We start from the raw sequence: 19,715 nt of genomic DNA, 5'->3' as shown, positions 1-19,715 counted from the left end.
CCGGCGGCGCCACGGGATGCACGTCCGGCCGTGGCTCGCGCCCGGCCGCGGGATCTTCGCCCGGTTGCGTCGTTCGGCCGCCGGAACGGGTGACGCCAGCCGACCGGTAGGGTCGACACGTGGGTAGCGGGGGCCGGGTCACGATCCTGGACGTGGCCACCCGCGCCGGCGTGAACCCCGGCACGGTGTCCCGGGCCCTGAACCGGCCTGAGCTCGTGGCGGCGGCGACTCGTGAGCGCATCGAGGCCGCCGTGGAGGAACTGGGCTTCGTTCCCAACCGCGCCGCGCGTGGCCTCATCACCGGACGCACGGGCAACATCGCCGTGATCGTGCCGGACATCACCAACCCGTTCTTCGCCCGGCTGGTGCGGGCAGTCGAGCGGTCCGCACGGGAGGCCGGGCTCCAAGTGCTGCTCGTCGACACCGGCGAGCAGAGCGACGAGGAGGTACGGGCGGCGAGGGCGCTCAGCCACGAGGTCGACGGCCTCATCGTGGTCTCGCCCCGCAAGCTGCACCGTGCCCTCGACGAGCCGACGCCCTCCACGCCGACGGTGTTCGTGAACCGCCCCGCCGCCGGGAGGGCGTCGGTGGTCATGCGCTCGGCCGACGCCGCCGAGGAGGCCCTGCACCACCTCGCCGGGCTCGGCCACCGGCGCCTCGTCTACGTGGGCGGGCCGCCGGGCTCCTGGGCGGCGACCGAGCGCCGCAATGCGGTCGTGCGCACCGCCGACGCCGCAGGGATCGAGGTCGTCGCCGTGCGGGTCGACGCCCCGACCGTCGAGTCCGCCGCCACCGCGGTCGACGTCGTCGTCGACCGGGAGGCCACCGCAGTGATGGCCTTCAACGACCAGCTGGCCCTCGGCGTGATGTCGGGCCTGGCCCGGCGTGGTGTGTCGGTGCCCGACGCGGTGAGCGTGGTCGGCTGCGACGACGTGCCCATGGCCGAGATGGTGGCGCCGCCGCTCACCACCATCGCCATGCCCACCGACGAGGCCGGCGCCGCCGCGCTCCGCCTCCTCACCGGTGAGCCGGCGACGGTCGAGCTCGCCGGCCGGCTCGTGGTCCGCGCCTCCACCGGCCCCGCCCCCACCCCCTGACTCGGGTCAGCGGCGGCCGCGAACGAAGGCCTCGCCGTCGGCGATCTCTCGTTCTGGGACCACGCTGGCGTCGTGCCCCAACGGTGGTCCCAGAACGCGGTGTCACCGACCAGCGCCGGCGTTCCTCCAGCAGGAACGCGAGGCGGGACCTCGCGTTCATGCTGGAGGTTGGATCAGGGGCGGAGGCGGTAGAGGACCTCGCCGGCGTCGGGGACGACGAGGGCGTCGGGGTCGTCGGCCCAGTCGGCAGGATCGACGGTGGCGGGGTCGAGGTAGCCGAGGTTGGCCCGGCGGGTGACGGCCTCGGGGATGCCGGTGGCGAGCACGACCCGCACCCGCGGGCGCTCCCCCTCGACCGGGTCCCACGTGCCGGCGCCGTAGAGGTGGGTCGAGTGGGCCAGTTCGCCCCGGGGGTGGGCGCGGTACCGGTCCCAGTGGGCAAGGAAGTAGTCCCGGCAGTGGTAGCCGAGCCCGTCGAGGGCGGGGTGCATGGCCGCGATCTGGGTGATGTGCGGGGCGTGGAGGACGACCTCGCCGCCGTCGGCGACCACCGGCTCGACCTTGTAGAAGCCCTTGGCGCCGGTCCAGAGGTCGTCGTAGCGGGGCGCAACCAGCGACAGCACCCGCCGCACGGGCCGGTCGAGGTACACGACGTGGGACTCGGCAGCCACGTCGGCGGCGGCCTTCCACGAGCCGATGGGGTCGCCGAACGCCACCGCTTCCAGCGCGCCCGAGGCGGCGTCGACCACGACCGACAGCGCGTGGCGCTCGCCCTCGACCAGGGCGGCGGCGGCGTGGACGAGGGCCCGCACCGGTGTGATGCCCCGGGCGCCGATGATCTCGGCGCTGGAGATGAGCGCACCGAGCCAGTGGGTCAGGTCGATGAGCTCCTGTCCCGACAGCCCCGGGAAGAGGTACTTCTCGCCACCGGAGAACCCGACCACCTCGTGGGGCAGCACGGGGCCGACGACGAGGGTCACGTCGCTCTCCACCACGAGGCGGTTGACCCGCACCGCCACCGACTCGTCGAGGCGCCCGTCCGACAGGCGGCGGACGGTGGCCGCGTCGAGGACGCCGACCTCGGCGAAGGTGGCGTCGTCCCACCACTCGTGGTTCACGACCTCGAGCCCGTCGACGCCGACGAGCGCCCGCCGGGCGGCCTCGTCCATCGGGGCGTGGGTGCCGAGGGCGACGACGGCGACGCACGACCGCACCCGGCCGGCCACCGCCTCGTGCACGGCGCCGAGCAGCAGCGGCAGCGGGCACGCCCGGGTGGCGTCGGGGATGACGAGGCACAGCGACCGCCCGTCGAGGTCGAGCCCCGCAAGCTGCTCGCGGACGAAGGCCCGCACCGCCTCGTCGCCGACGGCCTCGTGGGGCCCACCGAGGAGCGCGGTCACGGCACCGCCGCCAGCACCCGGGGGCCTTCGGCCACGACCCGGTCGTACGCGGCGGCGACCGCCGGCGCCCAGGAGCGCAGCGTCGGCCCGACCCCCAGCTCGGCGGCGGCCAGCGGGCCGCCCGTGGCGAGGGCCGCCCGCACCTCGTCGGCGGCGGGGTCCTCGACCGACCGGGCGGCCACTGCGGCGAGCCAGGCGGCGACCACCACCGCGAACCGGTCGAGGGACAGCCCCCGGGCCTGGCGGGCCCCGACGACGGGCAGCACTCGCTGGGCCAGCTTCCGGGAGCCGTCGGCGCCCACCTGCGCGCACGTGTGCCCGAGCGCCGGGTTGGCGAACCGTCGCAGCGCGTCGGCGGCGTAGGCGACGGGCTCGGGCCCGCCGTCCGCGGCGTCGACCACGGCGAGCACGTCGTCCACCAGGGCCCGGACGAACCCGGCGACGAGCGGGTCGGCCACCGCCGACGCGATGGTGTCGTGATCGGCCAGCAGACCGCCGTACGCGAGCGCCGAGTGCGGGGCGTTGAGCAGCCAGAGCTTGCGCTGCTGGTGGGCACCGACGTCGGCGACGACCTCCACCCCCGCCTCGGCCAGCGGTGGGAGCCCGTCGACCGCCTCGACCACCCACGAGCGGTGGGCCTCGGCCACGACCGCCGCCTCGTCCACCAACCCGAGGCGCTGCGCCACCTCGGCGCGGTCGGCGTCGGTCGTCGCCGGCACCATGCGGTCGACCACCGAGCACGGGAACGCCACCTCGGCCTCGATCCAGGACACCAGCCCGGGCGGCCCCACCTCCGGGGCGACGCCCAGCACCCTGTCCCGCAGCACGTGCCCGTTGTCGAGCAGGTTGTCGAGCGAGGCGACCACGAGCCCACCCTGACCCTTGCGCCGGCGCCCGTCCAGGCCCGCGACGAGAACGGCCACCGCCGAGCCGGGCCCCACCGAGTCGTAGCCCTTCTCGGTGACCGTCAGGGTGACGAAGGACGTCGCCGGGTCGGCGATGGCGGCCACCGCGACCGGCGCGCCCGTGGCCACGGCCACGAGCGAGCCGATCAGCCGGGTCGCGGCCGGCACCCCCGGCTCCCGGGTCGTCACGGTGTAGAGCCCGTCCTGCGGCGCGAGCTGCTCCTCTGCGGTCGGATGCCGCAACGCCACCGCCCGGATCCGCGCGTCGTGCCCGACCCGGCAGAGGTCGTCGGCGTAGACGCCGAGGTGGGCCCGGGCGAAGGCACCCGGCCCGAGGTGCACGAACGGCGCCGGGCCCGTCCGGTCGTAGGTCGGCGGCGCCACCCCCCGGGCCTCGGCCAGCGTCGCCGCGGACAGCCGCCTCACCGCCACGCCCCCCGGGAGCGACGAACTGACTCCCAGAACCGACCAGCTGCGATCGGCGTCACCCGTCGGCGCGCCACCGGGCCCGTAGGCGGTGGGCGGCGAGCTTGGGGCGACGGTCGCGGGTGAACACGCCCTTCTTGTTGCCCTCGACGCGCATGAACGACGGCATGGTGGCGAAGTCGGCGAAGTTCCAGACGTGCTCGCCGACGACGGCGTCGAGACGGTCGAAGACCCGGTGGTAGGTGTCGAGCAGGTCGGCCTGGTACTCCTCGGTCCACGGCTCGGACGTCGCCGAGCGCAGGCCGGCCACCGCGTCGCCGCCGTACTCGGTGACGAGGATCGGCTTGCCGTGCTTGTCGGCCCACGCCACGAGCTCGGCCTCGAGACCCTGCTCGGCCTCGGCCAGGTCGAAGCCGAGGTACCAGCCGTAGTAGCGGTTGACCATCACCACGTCGGCCAGCTCGGTGACGAGGCAGGCGTCGGGGGGCGACAGGAGCATGTTCACGAAGCCGACGGGGCGGGTCGGGTCGAGCTCGCGCACGAGGTCGAACAGCGGCGCGAAGTAGGCGCGGGACTCGGGGGTGTGGGACTCGGGCTCGTTGGCCACGCTCCACAGGACGACCGAGGGGTGGTTCTTGTCCCGGGCGACGAGCTCCTCGAGGTGGCGGCGGTGCGCCGCCGCGGTGGCGTCGTTCACCGTGTCCTCGCTGAAGGTGACCCGGTCGCCGCCGAGGAACATGCCGCCGCCGACCCCGAGGTTCATGCCCACCGCGGCGGTCTCGTCGATGACCACGAGCCCGAGCCGGTCGGCGTGGTCGAGCACCTCCTCGGCGTACGGGTAGTGCGACGTGCGGAAGGAGTTGGCGCCGAGCCACTCGAGCAGGGCGAAGTCGTGGACCATCGACGCGGCGTCATGGCCCTTGCCCCGGACGACGTGGTCCTCGTGCATGCCGAAGCCCTTGAAGTAGAAGGGCTCGTCGTTGATCAGGAAGCGGGTGCCGTCGACCCGCACGGTGCGGATGCCGACCGGCAGCGAGTAGTGGTCGACCACGGCGTCGCCCTCGACGAGGTCGACCCGCAGGTCGTAGAGGTAGGGCGTGCCGGGGCCCCAGAGGTGGGCGTCGGGCACCCGCAGCTCGGTGTCGGCGCCCGTCGCCCCGGCCACGAGCGCACCGTCGGCGTCACGCAGCTCGACCCGCACCGTCGCCGTCGTCTCCCCCGCCACCGCGGTGGTGCAGCGCACCACGCCGGTCGTGCCGTCGCGGTCGGTGACCACGGTGACGTCGTCGAGGTGGGCCGGCGGCGTCGCGCACAGCCAGACGCTGCGGTGGAGGCCGCCGTAGTTGAAGAAGTCGTAGTAGTAGAGCGCCTGCTTGCGCCCGTCGGGCTTCGTGTTCGTCATCCCCGGCGGGATCGACTGCCACGACAGCTCGTTGTTGACCGCCACCGTGAGCCGGTGCTCCTCGCCGGGGCGCACGTGGGCGGTGAGGTCCGCCTCGAACGGCAGGTAGCCGCCCTCGTGCTCGCCGACCTGCTCGCCGTCGAGCCACACCGTGGCCCGGTGGCAGGCGGCGTCGAAGCGCACCACGACCCGTTGCCCCTCCCACCCCCGGGGGACCAGCACCGTGCGCTGGTACCAGACGTCGCCGACGTGGTCGTGCACGTCCTGGTCCACGAACAGGTCGTTGAAGCTGGAGGGGACGGGGATGGCCCGCGAGCCGGCGAGTGGGGCCTCCCACCAGCGCTCGTCCCGGCCGGCGTGCCGCGTGTCCACGGCGAACTCCCAGAGCCCGTCGAGGGTGCGGGCCTCCCGGGCCACGTTGTCCTGGGGTCGCAGCATGGGTCTCCTGTCGGGGTCCGGTTGTTCGAGGGGGTGAGTCGTTCAGCCCGCGACCCGGAAGGCCGAGCGGGCCAGGCCATACGCGAGGTCGGCGGCGACGGCGTGGGCCTCGTCTTCCTCCAACCGGTGCTCGGCCACGAGCTCGGCGAGGAAACCGGCGTCGAGGCGGCGGGCCACGTCGTGACGGGCGGGGATGGTGAGCAGCGAGCGGGCGTCGTCGTTGAAGCCGACGGTGTTGGCGAAGCCGGCGGTCTCGGTGGTCTGGCGACGGAAGCGCCGGATGCCCTCCGGGCTGTCGTGGAACCACCACGGCGGGCCGAGCCGAAGCGCCGGGTAGTGGCCGGCCATCGGAGCGAGCTCACGGCTGTAGGTGCTCTCGTCGAGGGTGTAGACGACGACGGTGAGGCCCGGCTCGTTGCCGAAGCGGTCGAGCAGCGGCTTGAGCCCGCCGACGAAGTCGATGGTGGTCGGGATGTCGGCGCCGAGGCCGATCCCGTAGCGGGCCCGTTGCGTCGGGTTGTGCTCGCGCCACGAGCCCACGTGGAGCTGCAGCACGAGCCCGTCGTCGAGGCTCATGGCCGCCATCTCGGTGAGCAGCTGGGCCCGGAAGCGCTCGGCGTCGCCGGGCTCGGCCCGACCGCCGACCACACGACCGAAGAGCGCCTCGGCCTCGGCGGGCGACAGGTCCGCGGTGGCCGCCGTCGGGTGGCCGTGGTCCGACGCGGTGGCGCCGGCGGCGCGGAAGACGGCGCGGCGGGCGCGCAAGGCGGCCAGGTAGCCCGACCAGGACGAGGTGTCCTCCCCCGTCAGCTCGCCGAGGCGGGCGACGTTCTCGAGGAAGCGGGGCCCGTCGGGGTCGACGACGTCGTCGGGCCGGAACGTCGGCGCGACCACGCCCGACCAGCCGGATGCCCGGATGGCGGCGTGGGCCTCGAGGGAGGCGAGGGCGCCGTCGGTGGTGGTGAGGAATTCGATCCCGAAGCGCTCGTAGAGGGCCCGGGGGCGGAAGGCGTCCTCGGCGAGGCAGGCGCAGACCTCGTCGTAGACCGCGTCGGCGGTGTCGGGCCCGAGGCGCTCCGCGATGCCGAAGACCTCGCCCAGGGTGTGGTCAAGCCACAGCTTCGACGGCGTGCCGAGGAAGAGCCGGTAGTGCTCCGCGAAGGTGCGCCACACCTGGCGGCCGTCGACCCCGGGGGCGTCGCCGTCGAGGGGGCGGACGCCGAGCGCCTCGAGCGGCACGCCCTGGCTGTGGGCCATGCGCAGGAAGTAGTGGTCCTTGGTGACGAGCTCGGTGGCGGGGTCGCCGATGGGGAGGTCGCCGGCCAGGCCGGACGGGTCGATGTGGCCGTGCGGGCTCACGATCGGCAGGTCGCGGGTGCCCTCGTAGATGGTTCGGGCCACGGCCCGGGTCGCCGGATCCGGCGGGAGGAGGCGGTCGGGGTGGAGCACTCTGCAAAGGTTTGCATAGTGCGGGCTCGAGGCGCAACGATGGCGCATGACCGACGCCGCCGCGACCACGCCCTCGTTCCCCGACGGGTTCCTCTGGGGAGCCGCCACCGCCGGCCACCAGGTCGAGGGTGGCAACGTCAACGCCGACATCTGGCCGCTCGAGTGGGCCCAGCCGTCGCTGTTCGTCGAGCCGTCGGGCGACGCCTGCGACCACTACCACCGCTACCCCGAGGACATCGCCACCATGGCCGAACTCGGGCTGAACGCCTACCGGTTCTCGCTCGAGTGGTCCCGCATCGAGCCCGAGCCCGGGTACTTCTCGCGGGCGGCGCTCGACCACTACCGCCGCATGATGGGCACCTGCCTCGACCACGGCGTCACCCCGGTCGTCACCTACTGCCACTTCACCACCCCGAGGTGGTTCGCCGGGCAGGGCGGCTGGACCAGCGCCGACGCCGTCGACCGCTTCGCCCGCTACGCCGAGCGGGCCACCGCGCACCTCGGCGATCTCCTCGGCTGGGTGGCCACCCTCAACGAGCCCAACGTCGTCACCATGCTCGAGCTCACCGGCGTGATCCCGATGGGGACCAGCAGCGACGAGGCGCCGGTGGGCGACGCGGCGGCCGACGACACGGACGGGGGCGCCGCGGCGACCTTCGGCGTCGGCGGCCACGACCCCGACCGCTACCGCATGGGCCTCGTGGGCACCGACGTCGAGCGCATGAGCGCCATCCACCGCGCCGCCGCCGACGCCATCAAGGCCGGTGCGCCTCAGGCACAGGTGGGCTGGACCCTCGCACTCGTCGACCTCCAGCCCGGCGAGGGCGGCGAGGAGCGCTTCGCCGGTGCCCGCCAGGGTGCCCAGCTCGACTGGCTGGAGGTGTCGAAGGACGACGACTGGGTCGGCGTGCAGACGTACTCCCGCAACGTGCTCGGGCCCGATGGCGTCCTGCCCGTCCCCGAGGGCGTGCCCACCATGCAGACGGGCTGGGAGGTCTACCCCCCGGCGCTCGGCCACACCGTCCGCCTCGCCGCCGAGCACGCCGGCGTGCCGGTGATGGTCACCGAGAACGGCATGGCCACCGACGACGACGCCGCCCGCCTCGCCTACACCCGAGGGGCGCTCGAGGGGCTGGCCGGCGCCATCGCCGACGGCGTGGACGTGCGCGGGTACCTGCACTGGACCCTGCTCGACAACTTCGAGTGGATGGCCGGCTTCGCCAAGACCTTCGGCCTCGTCGCGTTCGACGCCGAGACCTTCGCCCGCACGGTCAAGCCCACCGCCCGCTGGCTCGGCGAGGTCGCCAAGGCCAACGCGCTGGTCTGAGCGGCGCCGCCGCAAAGACGGCCGTGGTCACGGCATGGCCTTGCTGACCCGACCGATTCGCCGCCGGCTCGGCCGGCCGACCGCCGTCCTGGTCCCGCTCGCCCTCGCCATCACCGTCACCATCGCCGCCACGGCCTGCCACAGCGACCGCGGGCCCTCGTCGGGCGCATCCGACACGACGGTCACGGATGCTTCGGATGCGCACCGACCGCTGCGCTCCGAGGCCGCGCCGGGACGCGTGCCCGACCCCTCGGTCGCCCCTCTCAGCGAAGGGCGCGGGCGGGCGGTGGGAGGACTGCGCTTCGACGTCGGAGCGTTCGGTTACGAGGAGGGCGAGTTCTCGTTCGGCGGTCGGGCTCGGGCCATCGCGGCCGCCGGGCTTCCGCCTGCCCCCTATCGCAGCCGCATGATCGTGTGGACGCCCCGTGACCCCCGGGAATTCAACGGCACCACCGTGGTGGAGTGGGCACAGGTGAGCGACGTCGGCGACTTCGAGCTCACGGTCGAGACCAACGACGAGGCGGCGATGCTCATGGAGGACGGCTACGCGTTCGCCGTCGTCAGCGCCGAGCAACGAGGCGTCTGCGCGCCGACCGCCGACGGCTGTCCCGGCACCTCGCTGGTGGGCGCCGACCCGGAGCGCTACGGCGCCCTGCGCCATCCCGGGGACGCCTACGCCTTCGACATCTTCGACCAGGCCATCGAGGCGATCCGGTTCCCGACCGGGGTGGCCCCGCTGGGCGGCCTCGACACCCGATTGGTCATCGCGCAGGGCTTCCAACGATCCGTCGCCAAGTACTTCCCGCACGGCACACCGGACCCTCCGCCGGCGGACGCGCCCCTCGGGGTCCATGGTCCGCTGAACGCCTACCTCGCGAGCGGGTCCGACGACGACGCTCGGCTCGTCGATGCCTTCCTCGTGGACGGTGCCGCCCCTGCGGGCCAGCCCGAGGGGTACCGCGTCCCCACGCTGCATCACCTTGATGAGTCGGCGATCGAGGCGGAGCCGACACCCGACGGCCCGAACCACGTGACCTGGGAGGTCGTGGGCGCCCCCCACGCCGACCGGTGGTCGGTGGACCACGTCGAACTGCCGGGGCCGGGCCCACTCGCCCCCCGACTGTCCCTCCCGGAGGAGCAGGCCCGCCGCGCCCGGTTCGACGACTTCGGCGTCACCGAGGACCCCGCTGGGGCCGTCTGCGCGCCCGGGACGGCCCGGGGCACCCGCTTCCCCCGTCGCTACTCGCTGACGGCCGCGCTGGCCGCACTCCGGACCTGGCTCGAGACCGGCGTCCCGGCACCGGCGGCTCCCCGGGTGGAGCGGGCCGACCCGCTTCCCGACGATGCGGCCCAGACGCTCGCTCGGGACCGTGACGGCACGGCTCGGGGCGGCCTACGGCTGCCGATCGTGACCGTGCCGTCGTCCGCCTACGACGGGGAGGCGTGCATCTCGTCGGGCACGTCGGCCCTGCTCCCGGCATCCCGACTCGCCTCGCTCTACCCGTCGCACCGCGACTACGTGAGGCGACTGGCCACGGCGACCGACCGGGCGGTCGCGGACGGCTTCCTGCGCTGCCCGGACGCCGAGGACATCCTGCAGGTGGCGTCGGCGTCCGACGTCGGTGGCGACGACCGGTTCGAGACGGCTCCCGCCTGCGCCTGAGGCCGCGACGGGCGCGGCGCCCACCTCAGAAGCGGGCGATCCAGCCGCCGTCGACGAGGATCGTCTGGCCGGTGATCCAGTCGCCGGCGCGAGAGCAGAGCAGCAGCAGGGTGCCGACGAGGTCCTCGGGCGGGCCCGAGGGCTTGCCCGGGATGGTGGCGGCGATGGCCTCGCGGAAGGGCGAGTCCTTGGGGAGGGCCACGTAGGCGCTGTCGTTCTCGACCAGGCCGGGGGCGATGGCGTTGACGTTGATGCCCCGCCCGCCGAGCTCCGAGGCCAGGTTCAGGGTGAGGCCGTGGAGGGCGAACTTGGACACGCCGTAGATGCCGCCGGCCATGAAGGCGCCCGCAGACAGGCCGTTGACGACGCGCCCCCCGCCGCGGGCCTCCATGGCGGGGACCACGGCCTGGGTGCACAGCAGCGGCCCACGCAGGTTGACGTCGATGACGCGGTCCCACTCGTCCACGGGGATGTTCCCGAGCCCGTAGGGCGGGAGGTCGACCATGATCGCGGCGTTGTTGACGAGGATGTCGATGCCACCGAAGTGCTCGACCGTGGCGTCGGCCATGGCCTCGGCCGACTCGGCCGAACGGACGTCGACCGCGACGCCGACGGCCTGCTGGCCCTTGGCGGTCAGGTCGTCAGCGACCGCCTGGGCCGCGGCCTCGTCGAGGTCGGCCAGCACCACGGCGGCGCCCGCCTCGGCCAACGCCTCGCCGTAGACCACGCCGATGCCGCCGGCGCCGCCGGTGATCACCGCAACCTTCCCGGTCAGGTCGAACAACTCGTCTGCACGCATGCCCTCGACAGGACCACGAAGATGTGATCAAGTCAAGTAGCTTGTGCCATAAGCTGGATGTCTTAGCAGCCCGACGGGCTGACGGATCGCAGAGGACGAGGGGGACGCGGTGACCGACACCGAGACCGACCGCTCGGTCCCCGAGGTGCACCTGCACATCGGGGACGAGCGGCGCACGACGGGGAGCGGGGGGGTGCACGAGCACGTCTACCCGGCCACCGGGGAGGTCCAGGGGCCCGTGCCGCTCGCCGGCCCCGACGACGTGCACGACGCCGTGCGGGCCGCCGCCGCGGCCTTCGAGGTCTGGCGGACCTGGACGCCGTGGCAGCGCCGGGACGCGCTCGTCCGGCTCGCCGACCTGCTCGAGGCGGCCCGGCCCGAGCTGGCCCGGCTGTCCGTGCTCGACAACGGCATGACCCTGGGCATCGCCCACTTCACCGCCACCTCGGTGGTCGACTACGCCCGCTACTACGCGGGGTGGGCGGACAAGGTGGAGGGGCGGGTGACCTCGACGCCGGTCCACGGACGCGAGCTGGCCTTCACGGTGCCCGAGCCCTACGGGGTGGTCGGGATCATCCTCACCTGGAACGGTCCGTTGGTCTCGGTGGGCATGAAGGTGCTGCCCGCCCTCGCCGCGGGCAACACGGTGGTCATCAAGCCCTCGGAGCTCACGCCGTACGCCACCGAGCACCTGATGACCTGCGTCGCCGAGGCGGGCATCCCGCCCGGCGTGGTCAACCTGCTGCCCGGCACCGCCGAGGCGGGCGAGGCCCTCGTCCGCCACCCGCTCGTCCAGAAGGTGAGCTTCACCGGCGGGCCCGCGACCGCCTCGCGGATCGTGGTCGCCTGTGCCGAGGACCTGACACCGGTCGTGCTCGAGCTCGGCGGCAAGTCGGCCAACGTCGTGTTCGACGACACGCCGGACCTCGACGCCATCGCCTTCCTCGCCACCGCCTCGGTCCACCAGACCCTGGCCGGCCAGGGTTGCGCGCTCGGCACCCGCCTCGTCGTCCAGGACGGTGTCTACGACGCGCTGGCCGAGAAGGTGGTGAGCTTCACCCGTGACATCACGGTGGGCGACCCCTTCGATCTCACGATCGGGATGGGTCCCGTGGTGAGCCAGGCGGCGCAGGAGCGCATCCTGGCCATGGTCGAGCGGGCCGCCGACTCGGGCGCCGGCACCCTGCTCACCGGTGGCGGCGTCCCCGACGGCGCCGACCCGGGGGGCTTCTTCGTCGAGCCCACGGTGTTCGGCGAGGTCGACCCGCAGAGCGAGCTCGGCCAGGTCGAGGTGTTCGGCCCGGTGCTCTCGCTGATGCGCTTCTCCGACGAGGAGGAGGCCATGACCATCGCCAACGCCACCCGGTACGGGCTGGCCTCCTACCTCTGGACCAAGGACGTGGACCGGGTCAACCGCCTCGTCCCGCGTCTCGCCGCCGGCGGTGTGTACGTCAACGGCGCCTCCCCCGTCACCGGCTGCGAGCTGCCGTTCGGCGGCCTCGGCATCTCGGGCTTCGGCCGGGAGGGCGGCGAGGAGGGCCTGCGGGAGTTCGTCCGGACCAAGGCGGTGGCGATCGCATGACCGTCCCCCTCGATCTCGACGGCGCCGCCGCCGCACTCACCGGCGCCGGCAGCGGCATCGGCCGGGCCACCGCCCTGTCCCTCGCCCGCCGCGGCGCACGCGTGGCGGTGAGCGACCTCGATGGCACACGTGCCGAGGAGACCGCCGCCCTCGTCACCGAGGCGGGCGGGGAGGCCGTCGCGCTGGCGGTCGACGTGTCCGAGCAGGGCGACCTCGAAGCGCTCCGCGCCCGCTGCCTCGAGGCGTTCGGGCGCCTCGACCTCGTCATGAACAACGTCGGCGTGCTGGCCATGGGGCCGGCCGAGGCCATACCCATGGAGGCGTGGCAACGGGTCGTCGACCTGAACCTGCTGAGCATCGCCCGGAGCAACCTGGTGTTCCTCCCCCACCTGCTCGAGCAGGGTCACGGCCACGTGGTCAACACCGCGTCGGCGTCGGGGCTGCTCGCCTACGGGTTCGACCGGCTGCCCTACGTCGCCACCAAGCACGCCGTCGTCGGGCTCTCCGAGGCCCTCGCCATCTACCTCGGGCCCCGTGGCGTCGGCGTCACCTGCCTGTGCCCGTCGGGCGTGATCACCAACATCCTCGAGCAGATCAGCTTCTACGGCGAGGCGGCCACGCCCCGGGCGCCCCAGCACGAGCTGGTCGAGCCCGAGGCGGTGGGCGAGCTCGTGGCCGAGGCGGTGGCGGGCGGCACCTTCCTGGTGGTCACCGCCCCCGAGATCCACGACGAGCTGCGCGAGCGCACGGACGACATCGAGGCGTACCTCCAGCGGATGATCGGAGAGCAGGGATGACCCGCGTCGGCTTCATCGGCCTCGGCAGCCAAGGCGGGCCCATGGCCCGGCGCATCGCCGAGGCCGGCTTCGCCACCACGCTCTGGGCCCGCCGGCCCGAGACCCTCGAGCCCTTCGCCGACTCGGACGCCACCGTGGCCGAGAGCCTGAGCGAGCTCGGCGCCGCCGTCGACGTCCTCGGCGTCTGCGTGGTCGACGACGCCGGCGTGGACGACGTGCTGCGCGGCTCCGACGGCGCGCTGGCCGCCATGGCCCCCGGGTCGGTCGTGATCGTGCACAGCACCGTCCACCCCGACACCTGCCTGCGCCTCCAAGCCGACTTCCCGGAGCTCCACGTGCTCGACGCGCCGGTCAGCGGCGGTGGCCACAAGGCCGCCGAGGGCGAGCTGCTGGTCATGGTGGGCGGTCCCGACGAGGTGGTCGAGCGGTGCCGCCCGATCCTGGCCACCTTCGGCGACCCGGTCCTGCACCTGGGCCCCCTCGGCGCGGGCCAGGACGTGAAGGTGCTCAACAACACGCTGTTCGCCGCCCACCTGGCGGTGGCCGCCGACGGATTCGCGCTGGCGCGGGTGAAGGGACTCGACCTCGCCGCGGTGGCGACCGTCCTGTCGAGCGGGAGCGGCCGCAGCTACGCCGCGGAGGTGGTTGCCGGCGGCGGCGCCTACGACCTCGAGCTCATGGCCCAGCTCGCCGGCGCCCTCCTGGCCAAGGACGTCGGGATCCTCGCGGACCGCACTGGCGCGGACCCCGCCGCGTCGACCCTCGTGCGGGCCGCCGACGACGCCCTCCGCGAGATGGGCGTCGACCGCCCGAGCCCCGGCCGAACCGAGACAGAGACCGAGACAGGAGCCGAACGGTGACCGACGTCGACGAGACCTACCGGGCGATCATGGCGGTGGACCCGCCGGACGCCCCGACCCCGCTCGACCGGGCGGACCGTGAACGCCTCTTCGGCGCCATCTGGACCCGGCCGGGGCTGAGCGTCCGCGACCGGCGCATCGTGACCATCGCCTGCCTCAGCGCCGCCGTCGACGTGGCCGAGATGGACGCCCACGTCTACGCGGCCCTGGCCACGGGTGACCTCACCATCGACGAGCTGAACGAGATCACCCTGCACTTCGCCGTCTACTGCGGCTGGCCCCGGGCCTCGCAATTGGAGATGACGGTGCGGGGCCAGTGGCAGCGCCTGCACGAGGAGCGGGGCGAGCCCACCCCGCCGTTCCCCGAGCGCTCGCACGACGAGCTCGGCCCCGAGCGCCACGCCGAGCGGATCGCCGGCGGCATCGAGTCGTTCGTCGAGGTCAACCTCATCGACGCACCCGGCCAGGACTCGCCCTACTTCCACGCCGGGATCCTGAACTTCGTGTTCGGCCACCTCTGGCAGCGGCCCGGCCTGAGCCGCCGCGACCGCCGCCTGGTGACCGTCCCCTGCGTCGGCGTGAGCGACGCCATCGGGCCGATCTGGTCGCACGTGACCTCCGCCCTCGGGTCGGGCGACATCACCTGGGACGAGATGCAGGAGCTGATCTTGCACTTCGACGCCTACGCGAGCCGCGAGCGGGCCACCGTGCTCCGGGACGTCGCGGCGCAGTGGCAGACTGCGCAGGAGTGAGCCCGAGGAACGAGGGCGTGGCCCGAGCGGCCCGGCGAGGTACGAGCCAGGAGCGGGAAACGTGAGCCTGACCAGAATCGGCGTGGGCCCGGCCTCCGTGGCGCGAACGGCGAAGCGAGCGGCCCGGCGAGGTACGAGCCAGGAGCGGGAAGCGTGAGCCTCGCCGCCGATCCCGCCCCGTCGGCCAGCGCGCTGCGCCTCGTGGTGGCGGCCGAGCGGCTGTTCGCCCGCGACGGCGTCGAGGGCGTGTCGCTCCGCCAGATCGCCGCGGCCGCGGGCTCGGCCAACAACTCGGCCGTCCACTACCACTTCGGGTCGAAGGACGGCCTGATCCGGGCCATCTTCCAGCACCGCCTGCCGCAGTTGCTGGCCGATCGCCGCCTCCTCGTGGCCCGGTGCGACCTCGACGACCTCCGCTCCCGACTCGAGGCCCACTTCCTCCCCGTGCTCGCCCTCGCCGAGGACCCGGAGAACCACTACGTCTCGTTCGTCGAGCAGCTGCAGCGCCACGAGCGAGGCTCGGCCCGTGACCACCTCGACCTGCCTCCCGAGGGCCAGCGCTCGAGTGACGAGCTCCGCGCCGACCTCGAGCGCCTGCTCGCCGACCTGCCCGAGCCGCTGCGGTCGTTGCGCATCGAACAGGCCCAGACCATGGCGGTGCACGCCGCCGCCGATCGGGAGCGGGCGGTCGACGCCGGCGTGGTCGAGGTGCCCTTCGACGTGTTCGCCAACGCCCTGCTCGACGGACTCACCGGCTTCCTCCGCGCCGACCCCTCCCCCGCGACGCTCCAGCGCCTCGACGCATCGGCCGGCGCCGGCGAGCCACCCGAGCGCCCCCGCCTCCTCTGACGCGGCTCAGCGGCCGCAGCGGGTGAGGCCGAGGTCGGACAGGTAGTCGGCGCTGGCGACGACGGGCGCCCACGCGTCGCCGTCGAACTGGTCGAGCTCGACGTGGTGCCAGGTCGCCGAGGATGCCGCCTGGAGCGCCGCCGCCAGGGCGAGGGCACCCTCGCCGAGCGCGACCTGCGGAGCGGACGGATCGTCGCCGGGGCCGTCCTTCACGTGCAGCAGGCGCGCCCGGTCGCCCAGCTCGCCCACCAGGGCTGCGGGATCGACACCGGCGACGTGCACCCAGTAGAGGTCGACCTCGGCGACGGCGGCGGGATCGAGCCGTTCGAACAGGTGCAGCAGCGCCGGCCGGCCGTCGTCGAGCGGGGTGAGCTCCCAGTGGTGGTTGTGGTAGCCGAGCACGAGACCGCGTCGGGCCAGCTGGGCCTGGGCGCCGTTCAGCCGCTCTGCGGCGGCAGCCACCGAATCGGCATCGGCGAACTGGTCGACCCAGAGAAGTGGGACCACCACGTGCTCGACGCCGATCGCCTGCAGCCGCTCCAGCTCGTCCTCGTCGAAGCGGCCCGCCGCCGACAGGCCCGCAAGGGCGCTCGGCACGGTGAGGCCGACCTGGTTCAGGACCGTCCGTGCGTCGTCGGGGTCGACGTCAGCCAGTTGCCCGCCGTAGAGCTCGACGCCCCGGTAGCCCAGTGCCGCCACCCTCGGCAGCAGGCGCAGGAGGCCCTCCCCCGACGAGCGCAGCGTGAAGAGCTGCAGCCCGAGCTGCGGGCGATCGTCGACGTCCGACACGGCTCAGTCGAGTTGGAGGATCTCGATCTGGTTGCCCCACGGGTCGAGCAGATCGACCGATCGCGCCTCCTGACCGCCGGGCGAGCCCTCGAACGCCTGCTCGGAGGTGGCGCCGTTCTCCTCGGCCAGCGCGACCGCGGCGGCGAGGTCCGGCACCTGGATCAAGAAGCTCCCGTTCCACTCGTCCGCCTCGCCGGGCGCGTCCTCGATGAGGATGAACCCCGGGCCGTCCGCCATCGTCAGCACCCGGATGCCGTCGCCGAGCTCGTAGGCGGTCGTGGCCCCGAAGACCGTCTCGTAGAAGGTCGTGGCGTCGTCGACGTCGCCCACGTGGAGCTTGAGCATGATCACCGTCCCCGACGCCGCTCCCTCCGCGGCGGGCGAGGCCGACTCGGTCGCGTCGGGGATCGACATCTCGACCACCCCGTCGTCGGTCGTGGTGGTCGACGCCGGCGCTTCGGTGGTGGTCGACGCGGCGTCGTCCGCCCCGCCCCCGCTCGAGCAGCCCGCCAGCACGATCATCACGGCTGCTGCGGCGATCACCACCCGAGTTCGGCGCATCCCGGGGACGTTACTTATATTTTAACGCTCGTTCAATCTTCTCCGTGCCTGACACGATCCTCGGTCATCGGGCGCTAATTGACGCTCGCGTTAGACGGTCGTAGCGTCGGCGGGGATGAGCGAGACCACGGCCCCGGTGGACGACGAGACACCGGAGGAGGACCCGTTCAGCCAGATGGACCCGGCTATGGCCCGGGCGCCGCAGCCGGTCTTCGCCGAGATGCGCGCCGCCATGCGGGTGCTCCCCATGGAGGGCAGCGTGGTGCTGGCCGGTCGGGCCGAGGTGGACGAGGCCCTCCGCCAGGCCGACGTCTTCTCGTCGAACATGTCCGCGGTGGACCTCCAGAACGTCCGCCCCATGATCCCGCTCCAGATCGACCCGCCCGACCACAAGAAGTACCGCAGGATCCTCGACCCGCTCTTCGCTCCCCGCAAGGTGGCGGCCGAGCTCGAGGAGCCGGTCACCGAACTGGTCAACGAGCTCATCGACGAGCTGGACGACCGCACCGAGATCGACTTCGCCGCCGACTTCTCGACGCGGTTCCCGACCCAGGTGTTCCTCACCCTGCTGGGCCTGCCCCTCGAGAACCTGCCGACCTTCCTCGCGATGAAGGACGGCATCATCCGCCCCAACCACGTCGTGGGCACCGCCTTCGGCACCCCAGAGGCGGTGGCCCACCAGAAGGCCACCGCTGACTCGATCTACGCCTACTTCGACGAGGTGCTCGACGAGCGCGAGCGCGAGCCCCGGGACGACCTGCTCAGCGAGTTCCTCGCCACGGAGGTCGACGGCGTCCGCCTCACCCGCCACGAGATCCTCGACATCTGCTTCCTGTTCCTCATCGCCGGGCTCGACACGGTCACCGCCACGCTGGACTGCATGTTCGCCTTCCTGGCCGAGCACCCCGACCACCGTCGCCAGATCGTGGAGGACCCCGAGCTCATCCCTTCCGCGGTCGAGGAGATGCTCCGCTGGGAGACGCCCGTGATGGGCATCGTGCGGGCGGCGGTGGCCGACACCGAGATCGCCGGCTGCCCGGTCAAGAAGGGCGACCACGTCATCGCCCTCATCGGCTCGGCCAACACGGACGAGGAGTTCCTCGAGGACGCCGACGAGGTGCGCTTCGACCGCGAAGTCAACCGCCACATCGCCTTCGGGGGCGGCATCCACCGCTGCCTCGGCTCGCACCTGGCCCGCCTCGAGCTGCGCATCGCCCTGCGTGAGTGGCACCGGCGCATCCCCGACTACTCGGTGCCCGAGGGCCACGAGCTCGTCTACACCGCCGGCATCCGCTCCATCGAGCACTTCCCGATGGTCCTGGCCCGGCCGGCGACGGCGTAGCCGCGGCCCGACACCACATCGAGCACATCGAGCACATCGACCGAAAGAGGTAGGCCATGGCGGGACCACTGGAGGGCATCCGGGTCGTCGAGGTGGCGAGTTGGATGTTCGTCCCCTCCGCGGGGGCGGTCCTGGTCGACCAGGGGGCCGAGGTCCTGAAGATCGAGCACCCCGAGACGGGCGACCCGCAGCGGGGCCTGGTCACGTCGGGGCTGCTCCCGGGCGGCGCCGAGGGCGTCAACTTCATGATGGAGCAGCCCAACCACGGGAAGAAGTCCGTGGCCCTCGACCTCTCCCACCCCGACGGGCGCGAGGCGCTCCTGAAGCTGGTCGAGACCGCCGACGTGTTCCTCACCAACTACCTGCCCCAGGTGCGGCGCAAGCTGAAGATCGACAACGACGACCTGCGCGCACGGAACCCGAACCTCATCATCGCCCGCGGCACCGGCCAGGGCACCAAGGGCCCCGACGCCGAGAAGGCGGGCTACGACGGCACGTCGTACTGGGCCCGCGCCGGCATGGCCGCGGTGATGCCCGACCGCGACGGGTGGCCCATGGGCCAGGCCGCGCCCGCCTTCGGCGACGTGATGGGTGGCCTGGCCGTCGCCGGCGCCATCGCCAGCGCCCTGTTCAAGCGCGAGCGCACCGGCGAGGCGAGCATCGTGGACGTGTCGCTCATGGCCACCTCGATGTGGCAGATCTCGCCGCTCGTGGTGGCGTCGAAGCTGTTCGGCTTCTCCAAGATCCCCACGGGCGGCGATCGACGCCAGAACCCGAACCCGGGCGTCGCCATCTACCGCACCGGCGACGACCGCCACGTCATGCTCGTCCTGTTGCAGAGCGACAAGTTCTGGGCCGACCTGGTCACCCGGCTCGGCAAGCCCGAGATGGCCACCGACGAGCGCTTCGTCGACTCGGCCGCGCGCGCCGCCAACTGCGTCGAGTGCATCACCCTGCTCGACGAGGCCTTCGCGGCTCACCCCCTCGACCACTGGCGCGAGGTGCTCGAGGACTTCGCCGGCGCCTGGGCCCCCTTCCAGACCCTCGACGAGCTCTACGAGGATCCCCAGGTGGTCGCCAACGGTTACCTCCCGACGATGACCGCGGCGAACGGCCAGGACGTGCAGCTGGTGGCCAGCCCGGCCCAGTTCGACGAGACGCCGACCGAGATCACCCGATGCCCCGGCCACGGCGAGCACACCGACGAGGTGCTGCTCGCCCTCGGGATGGACTGGGACCAGCTCATCGCCCTCAAGACCTCGGGCGCCGTCGGATAG

Annotated in this window: 17 protein-coding genes; 10 read left to right on the top strand and 7 right to left on the bottom strand. The window is 73.2% G+C overall.

Annotated elements, in window-relative coordinates:
* Positions 1–119 precede the first annotated feature (119 nt).
* Positions 120–1,097 carry a LacI family DNA-binding transcriptional regulator gene (locus JNK12_03660; protein MBL8774997.1) on the top strand — a complete coding sequence of 326 codons (978 nt, stop codon included), beginning with the start codon at positions 120–122 and terminating at the stop codon, positions 1,095–1,097.
* Between the two features lie 173 nt (positions 1,098–1,270).
* On the opposite strand, the gene JNK12_03655 is transcribed toward JNK12_03660, so the two are convergent.
* From JNK12_03655 to uxaC, 4 genes are read right to left on the bottom strand one after another with little or no spacing between them, the layout of a single operon-like run.
* Positions 1,271–2,497, bottom strand: coding sequence for a DUF2088 domain-containing protein (locus JNK12_03655; protein MBL8774996.1), 1,227 nt, complete (start codon positions 2,495–2,497; stop codon positions 1,271–1,273).
* Complete coding sequence (locus tag JNK12_03650; GenBank protein ID MBL8774995.1) at positions 2,494–3,828, bottom strand: mannitol dehydrogenase family protein; 1,335 nt, start codon at positions 3,826–3,828, stop codon at positions 2,494–2,496. Before JNK12_03650 ends, JNK12_03655 begins: the two co-directional genes overlap by 4 nt.
* A gap of 58 nt (positions 3,829–3,886) precedes the next feature.
* Entirely contained in the window at positions 3,887–5,668 is a 1,782-nt protein-coding gene (gene uidA, locus JNK12_03645) for a beta-glucuronidase (GenBank protein ID MBL8774994.1), read from the bottom strand.
* Positions 5,669–5,710: 42 nt separating this feature from the next.
* The gene (gene uxaC / locus JNK12_03640; GenBank protein ID MBL8774993.1) at positions 5,711–7,117 is read right to left on the bottom strand and encodes a glucuronate isomerase; all 1,407 of its coding nucleotides are present in this window, start codon (positions 7,115–7,117) and stop codon (positions 5,711–5,713) included.
* A 46-nt stretch (positions 7,118–7,163) separates the two neighbouring features.
* Here uxaC and JNK12_03635 point away from each other — a divergent pair, with 46 nt between their 5' ends.
* Entirely contained in the window at positions 7,164–8,444 is a 1,281-nt protein-coding gene (locus JNK12_03635) for a family 1 glycosylhydrolase (GenBank protein ID MBL8774992.1), read from the top strand.
* A 34-nt stretch (positions 8,445–8,478) separates the two neighbouring features.
* Complete coding sequence (locus tag JNK12_03630) at positions 8,479–10,107, top strand: hypothetical protein (protein MBL8774991.1); 1,629 nt, start codon at positions 8,479–8,481, stop codon at positions 10,105–10,107.
* Between the two features lie 25 nt (positions 10,108–10,132).
* On the opposite strand, the gene JNK12_03625 is transcribed toward JNK12_03630, so the two are convergent.
* Positions 10,133–10,906, bottom strand: coding sequence for an SDR family oxidoreductase (locus JNK12_03625; GenBank protein ID MBL8774990.1), 774 nt, complete (start codon positions 10,904–10,906; stop codon positions 10,133–10,135).
* A 109-nt stretch (positions 10,907–11,015) separates the two neighbouring features.
* Between JNK12_03625 and JNK12_03620 the strand changes: the two genes are divergently transcribed.
* The 5 genes from JNK12_03620 to JNK12_03600 all read left to right on the top strand — a co-directional run bounded on the left by JNK12_03620 (position 11,016) and on the right by JNK12_03600 (position 15,746).
* Positions 11,016–12,488, top strand: a complete 1,473-nt coding sequence (locus JNK12_03620) for an aldehyde dehydrogenase (GenBank protein MBL8774989.1) — start codon at positions 11,016–11,018, stop codon at positions 12,486–12,488.
* Complete coding sequence (locus tag JNK12_03615; protein MBL8774988.1) at positions 12,485–13,285, top strand: SDR family oxidoreductase; 801 nt, start codon at positions 12,485–12,487, stop codon at positions 13,283–13,285. Before JNK12_03620 ends, JNK12_03615 begins: the two co-directional genes overlap by 4 nt.
* Complete coding sequence (locus JNK12_03610; protein ID MBL8774987.1) at positions 13,282–14,145, top strand: NAD(P)-dependent oxidoreductase; 864 nt, start codon at positions 13,282–13,284, stop codon at positions 14,143–14,145. The genes JNK12_03615 and JNK12_03610 overlap by 4 nt, the downstream gene beginning before the upstream one ends.
* Complete coding sequence (locus JNK12_03605) at positions 14,142–14,897, top strand: carboxymuconolactone decarboxylase family protein (protein ID MBL8774986.1); 756 nt, start codon at positions 14,142–14,144, stop codon at positions 14,895–14,897. Before JNK12_03610 ends, JNK12_03605 begins: the two co-directional genes overlap by 4 nt.
* 153 nt (positions 14,898–15,050) lie before the next feature.
* Entirely contained in the window at positions 15,051–15,746 is a 696-nt protein-coding gene (locus JNK12_03600; GenBank protein ID MBL8774985.1) for a TetR family transcriptional regulator, read from the top strand.
* Between the two features lie 6 nt (positions 15,747–15,752).
* On the opposite strand, the gene JNK12_03595 is transcribed toward JNK12_03600, so the two are convergent.
* Both JNK12_03595 and JNK12_03590 read right to left on the bottom strand, forming a co-directional pair.
* Positions 15,753–16,535, bottom strand: a complete 783-nt coding sequence (locus JNK12_03595; protein ID MBL8774984.1) for a sugar phosphate isomerase/epimerase — start codon at positions 16,533–16,535, stop codon at positions 15,753–15,755.
* A 3-nt stretch (positions 16,536–16,538) separates the two neighbouring features.
* On the bottom strand, positions 16,539–17,096 hold the full coding sequence (locus JNK12_03590) for a VOC family protein (protein MBL8774983.1): 558 nt from the start codon (positions 17,094–17,096) through the stop codon (positions 16,539–16,541).
* Positions 17,097–17,211: 115 nt separating this feature from the next.
* Here JNK12_03590 and JNK12_03585 point away from each other — a divergent pair, with 115 nt between their 5' ends.
* Together JNK12_03585 and JNK12_03580 are read left to right on the top strand one after the other, a co-directional pair.
* On the top strand, positions 17,212–18,438 hold the full coding sequence (locus tag JNK12_03585) for a cytochrome P450 (protein MBL8774982.1): 1,227 nt from the start codon (positions 17,212–17,214) through the stop codon (positions 18,436–18,438).
* A 56-nt stretch (positions 18,439–18,494) separates the two neighbouring features.
* Positions 18,495–19,715: a CoA transferase gene (locus JNK12_03580; protein ID MBL8774981.1), complete on the top strand. Its 1,221-nt coding sequence runs from the start codon at positions 18,495–18,497 to the stop codon at positions 19,713–19,715.

The organism is Acidimicrobiales bacterium, assembly GCA_016794585.1.
GTDB lineage: Bacteria > Actinomycetota > Acidimicrobiia > Acidimicrobiales > DATDAH01 > JAEUJM01.
This window is presented reverse-complemented; position numbering and strand designations above follow the sequence as displayed.

Excerpts from the sequence above, each read along its gene's own strand:
- uidA (MBL8774994.1), bottom strand. The coding sequence starts at position 5,668 with ATGCTGCGACCCCAGGACAACGTGGCCCGGGAGGCCCGCACCCTCGAC.
- JNK12_03635 (MBL8774992.1), top strand. The coding sequence starts at position 7,164 with ATGACCGACGCCGCCGCGACCACGCCCTCGTTCCCCGACGGGTTCCTC.
- JNK12_03630 (MBL8774991.1), top strand. The coding sequence starts at position 8,479 with ATGGCCTTGCTGACCCGACCGATTCGCCGCCGGCTCGGCCGGCCGACC.
- JNK12_03625 (MBL8774990.1), bottom strand. The coding sequence starts at position 10,906 with ATGCGTGCAGACGAGTTGTTCGACCTGACCGGGAAGGTTGCGGTGATC.
- JNK12_03615 (MBL8774988.1), top strand. The coding sequence starts at position 12,485 with ATGACCGTCCCCCTCGATCTCGACGGCGCCGCCGCCGCACTCACCGGC.
- JNK12_03610 (MBL8774987.1), top strand. The coding sequence starts at position 13,282 with ATGACCCGCGTCGGCTTCATCGGCCTCGGCAGCCAAGGCGGGCCCATG.
- JNK12_03590 (MBL8774983.1), bottom strand. The coding sequence starts at position 17,096 with ATGCGCCGAACTCGGGTGGTGATCGCCGCAGCAGCCGTGATGATCGTG.
- JNK12_03585 (MBL8774982.1), top strand. The coding sequence starts at position 17,212 with ATGAGCGAGACCACGGCCCCGGTGGACGACGAGACACCGGAGGAGGAC.
- JNK12_03580 (MBL8774981.1), top strand. The coding sequence starts at position 18,495 with ATGGCGGGACCACTGGAGGGCATCCGGGTCGTCGAGGTGGCGAGTTGG.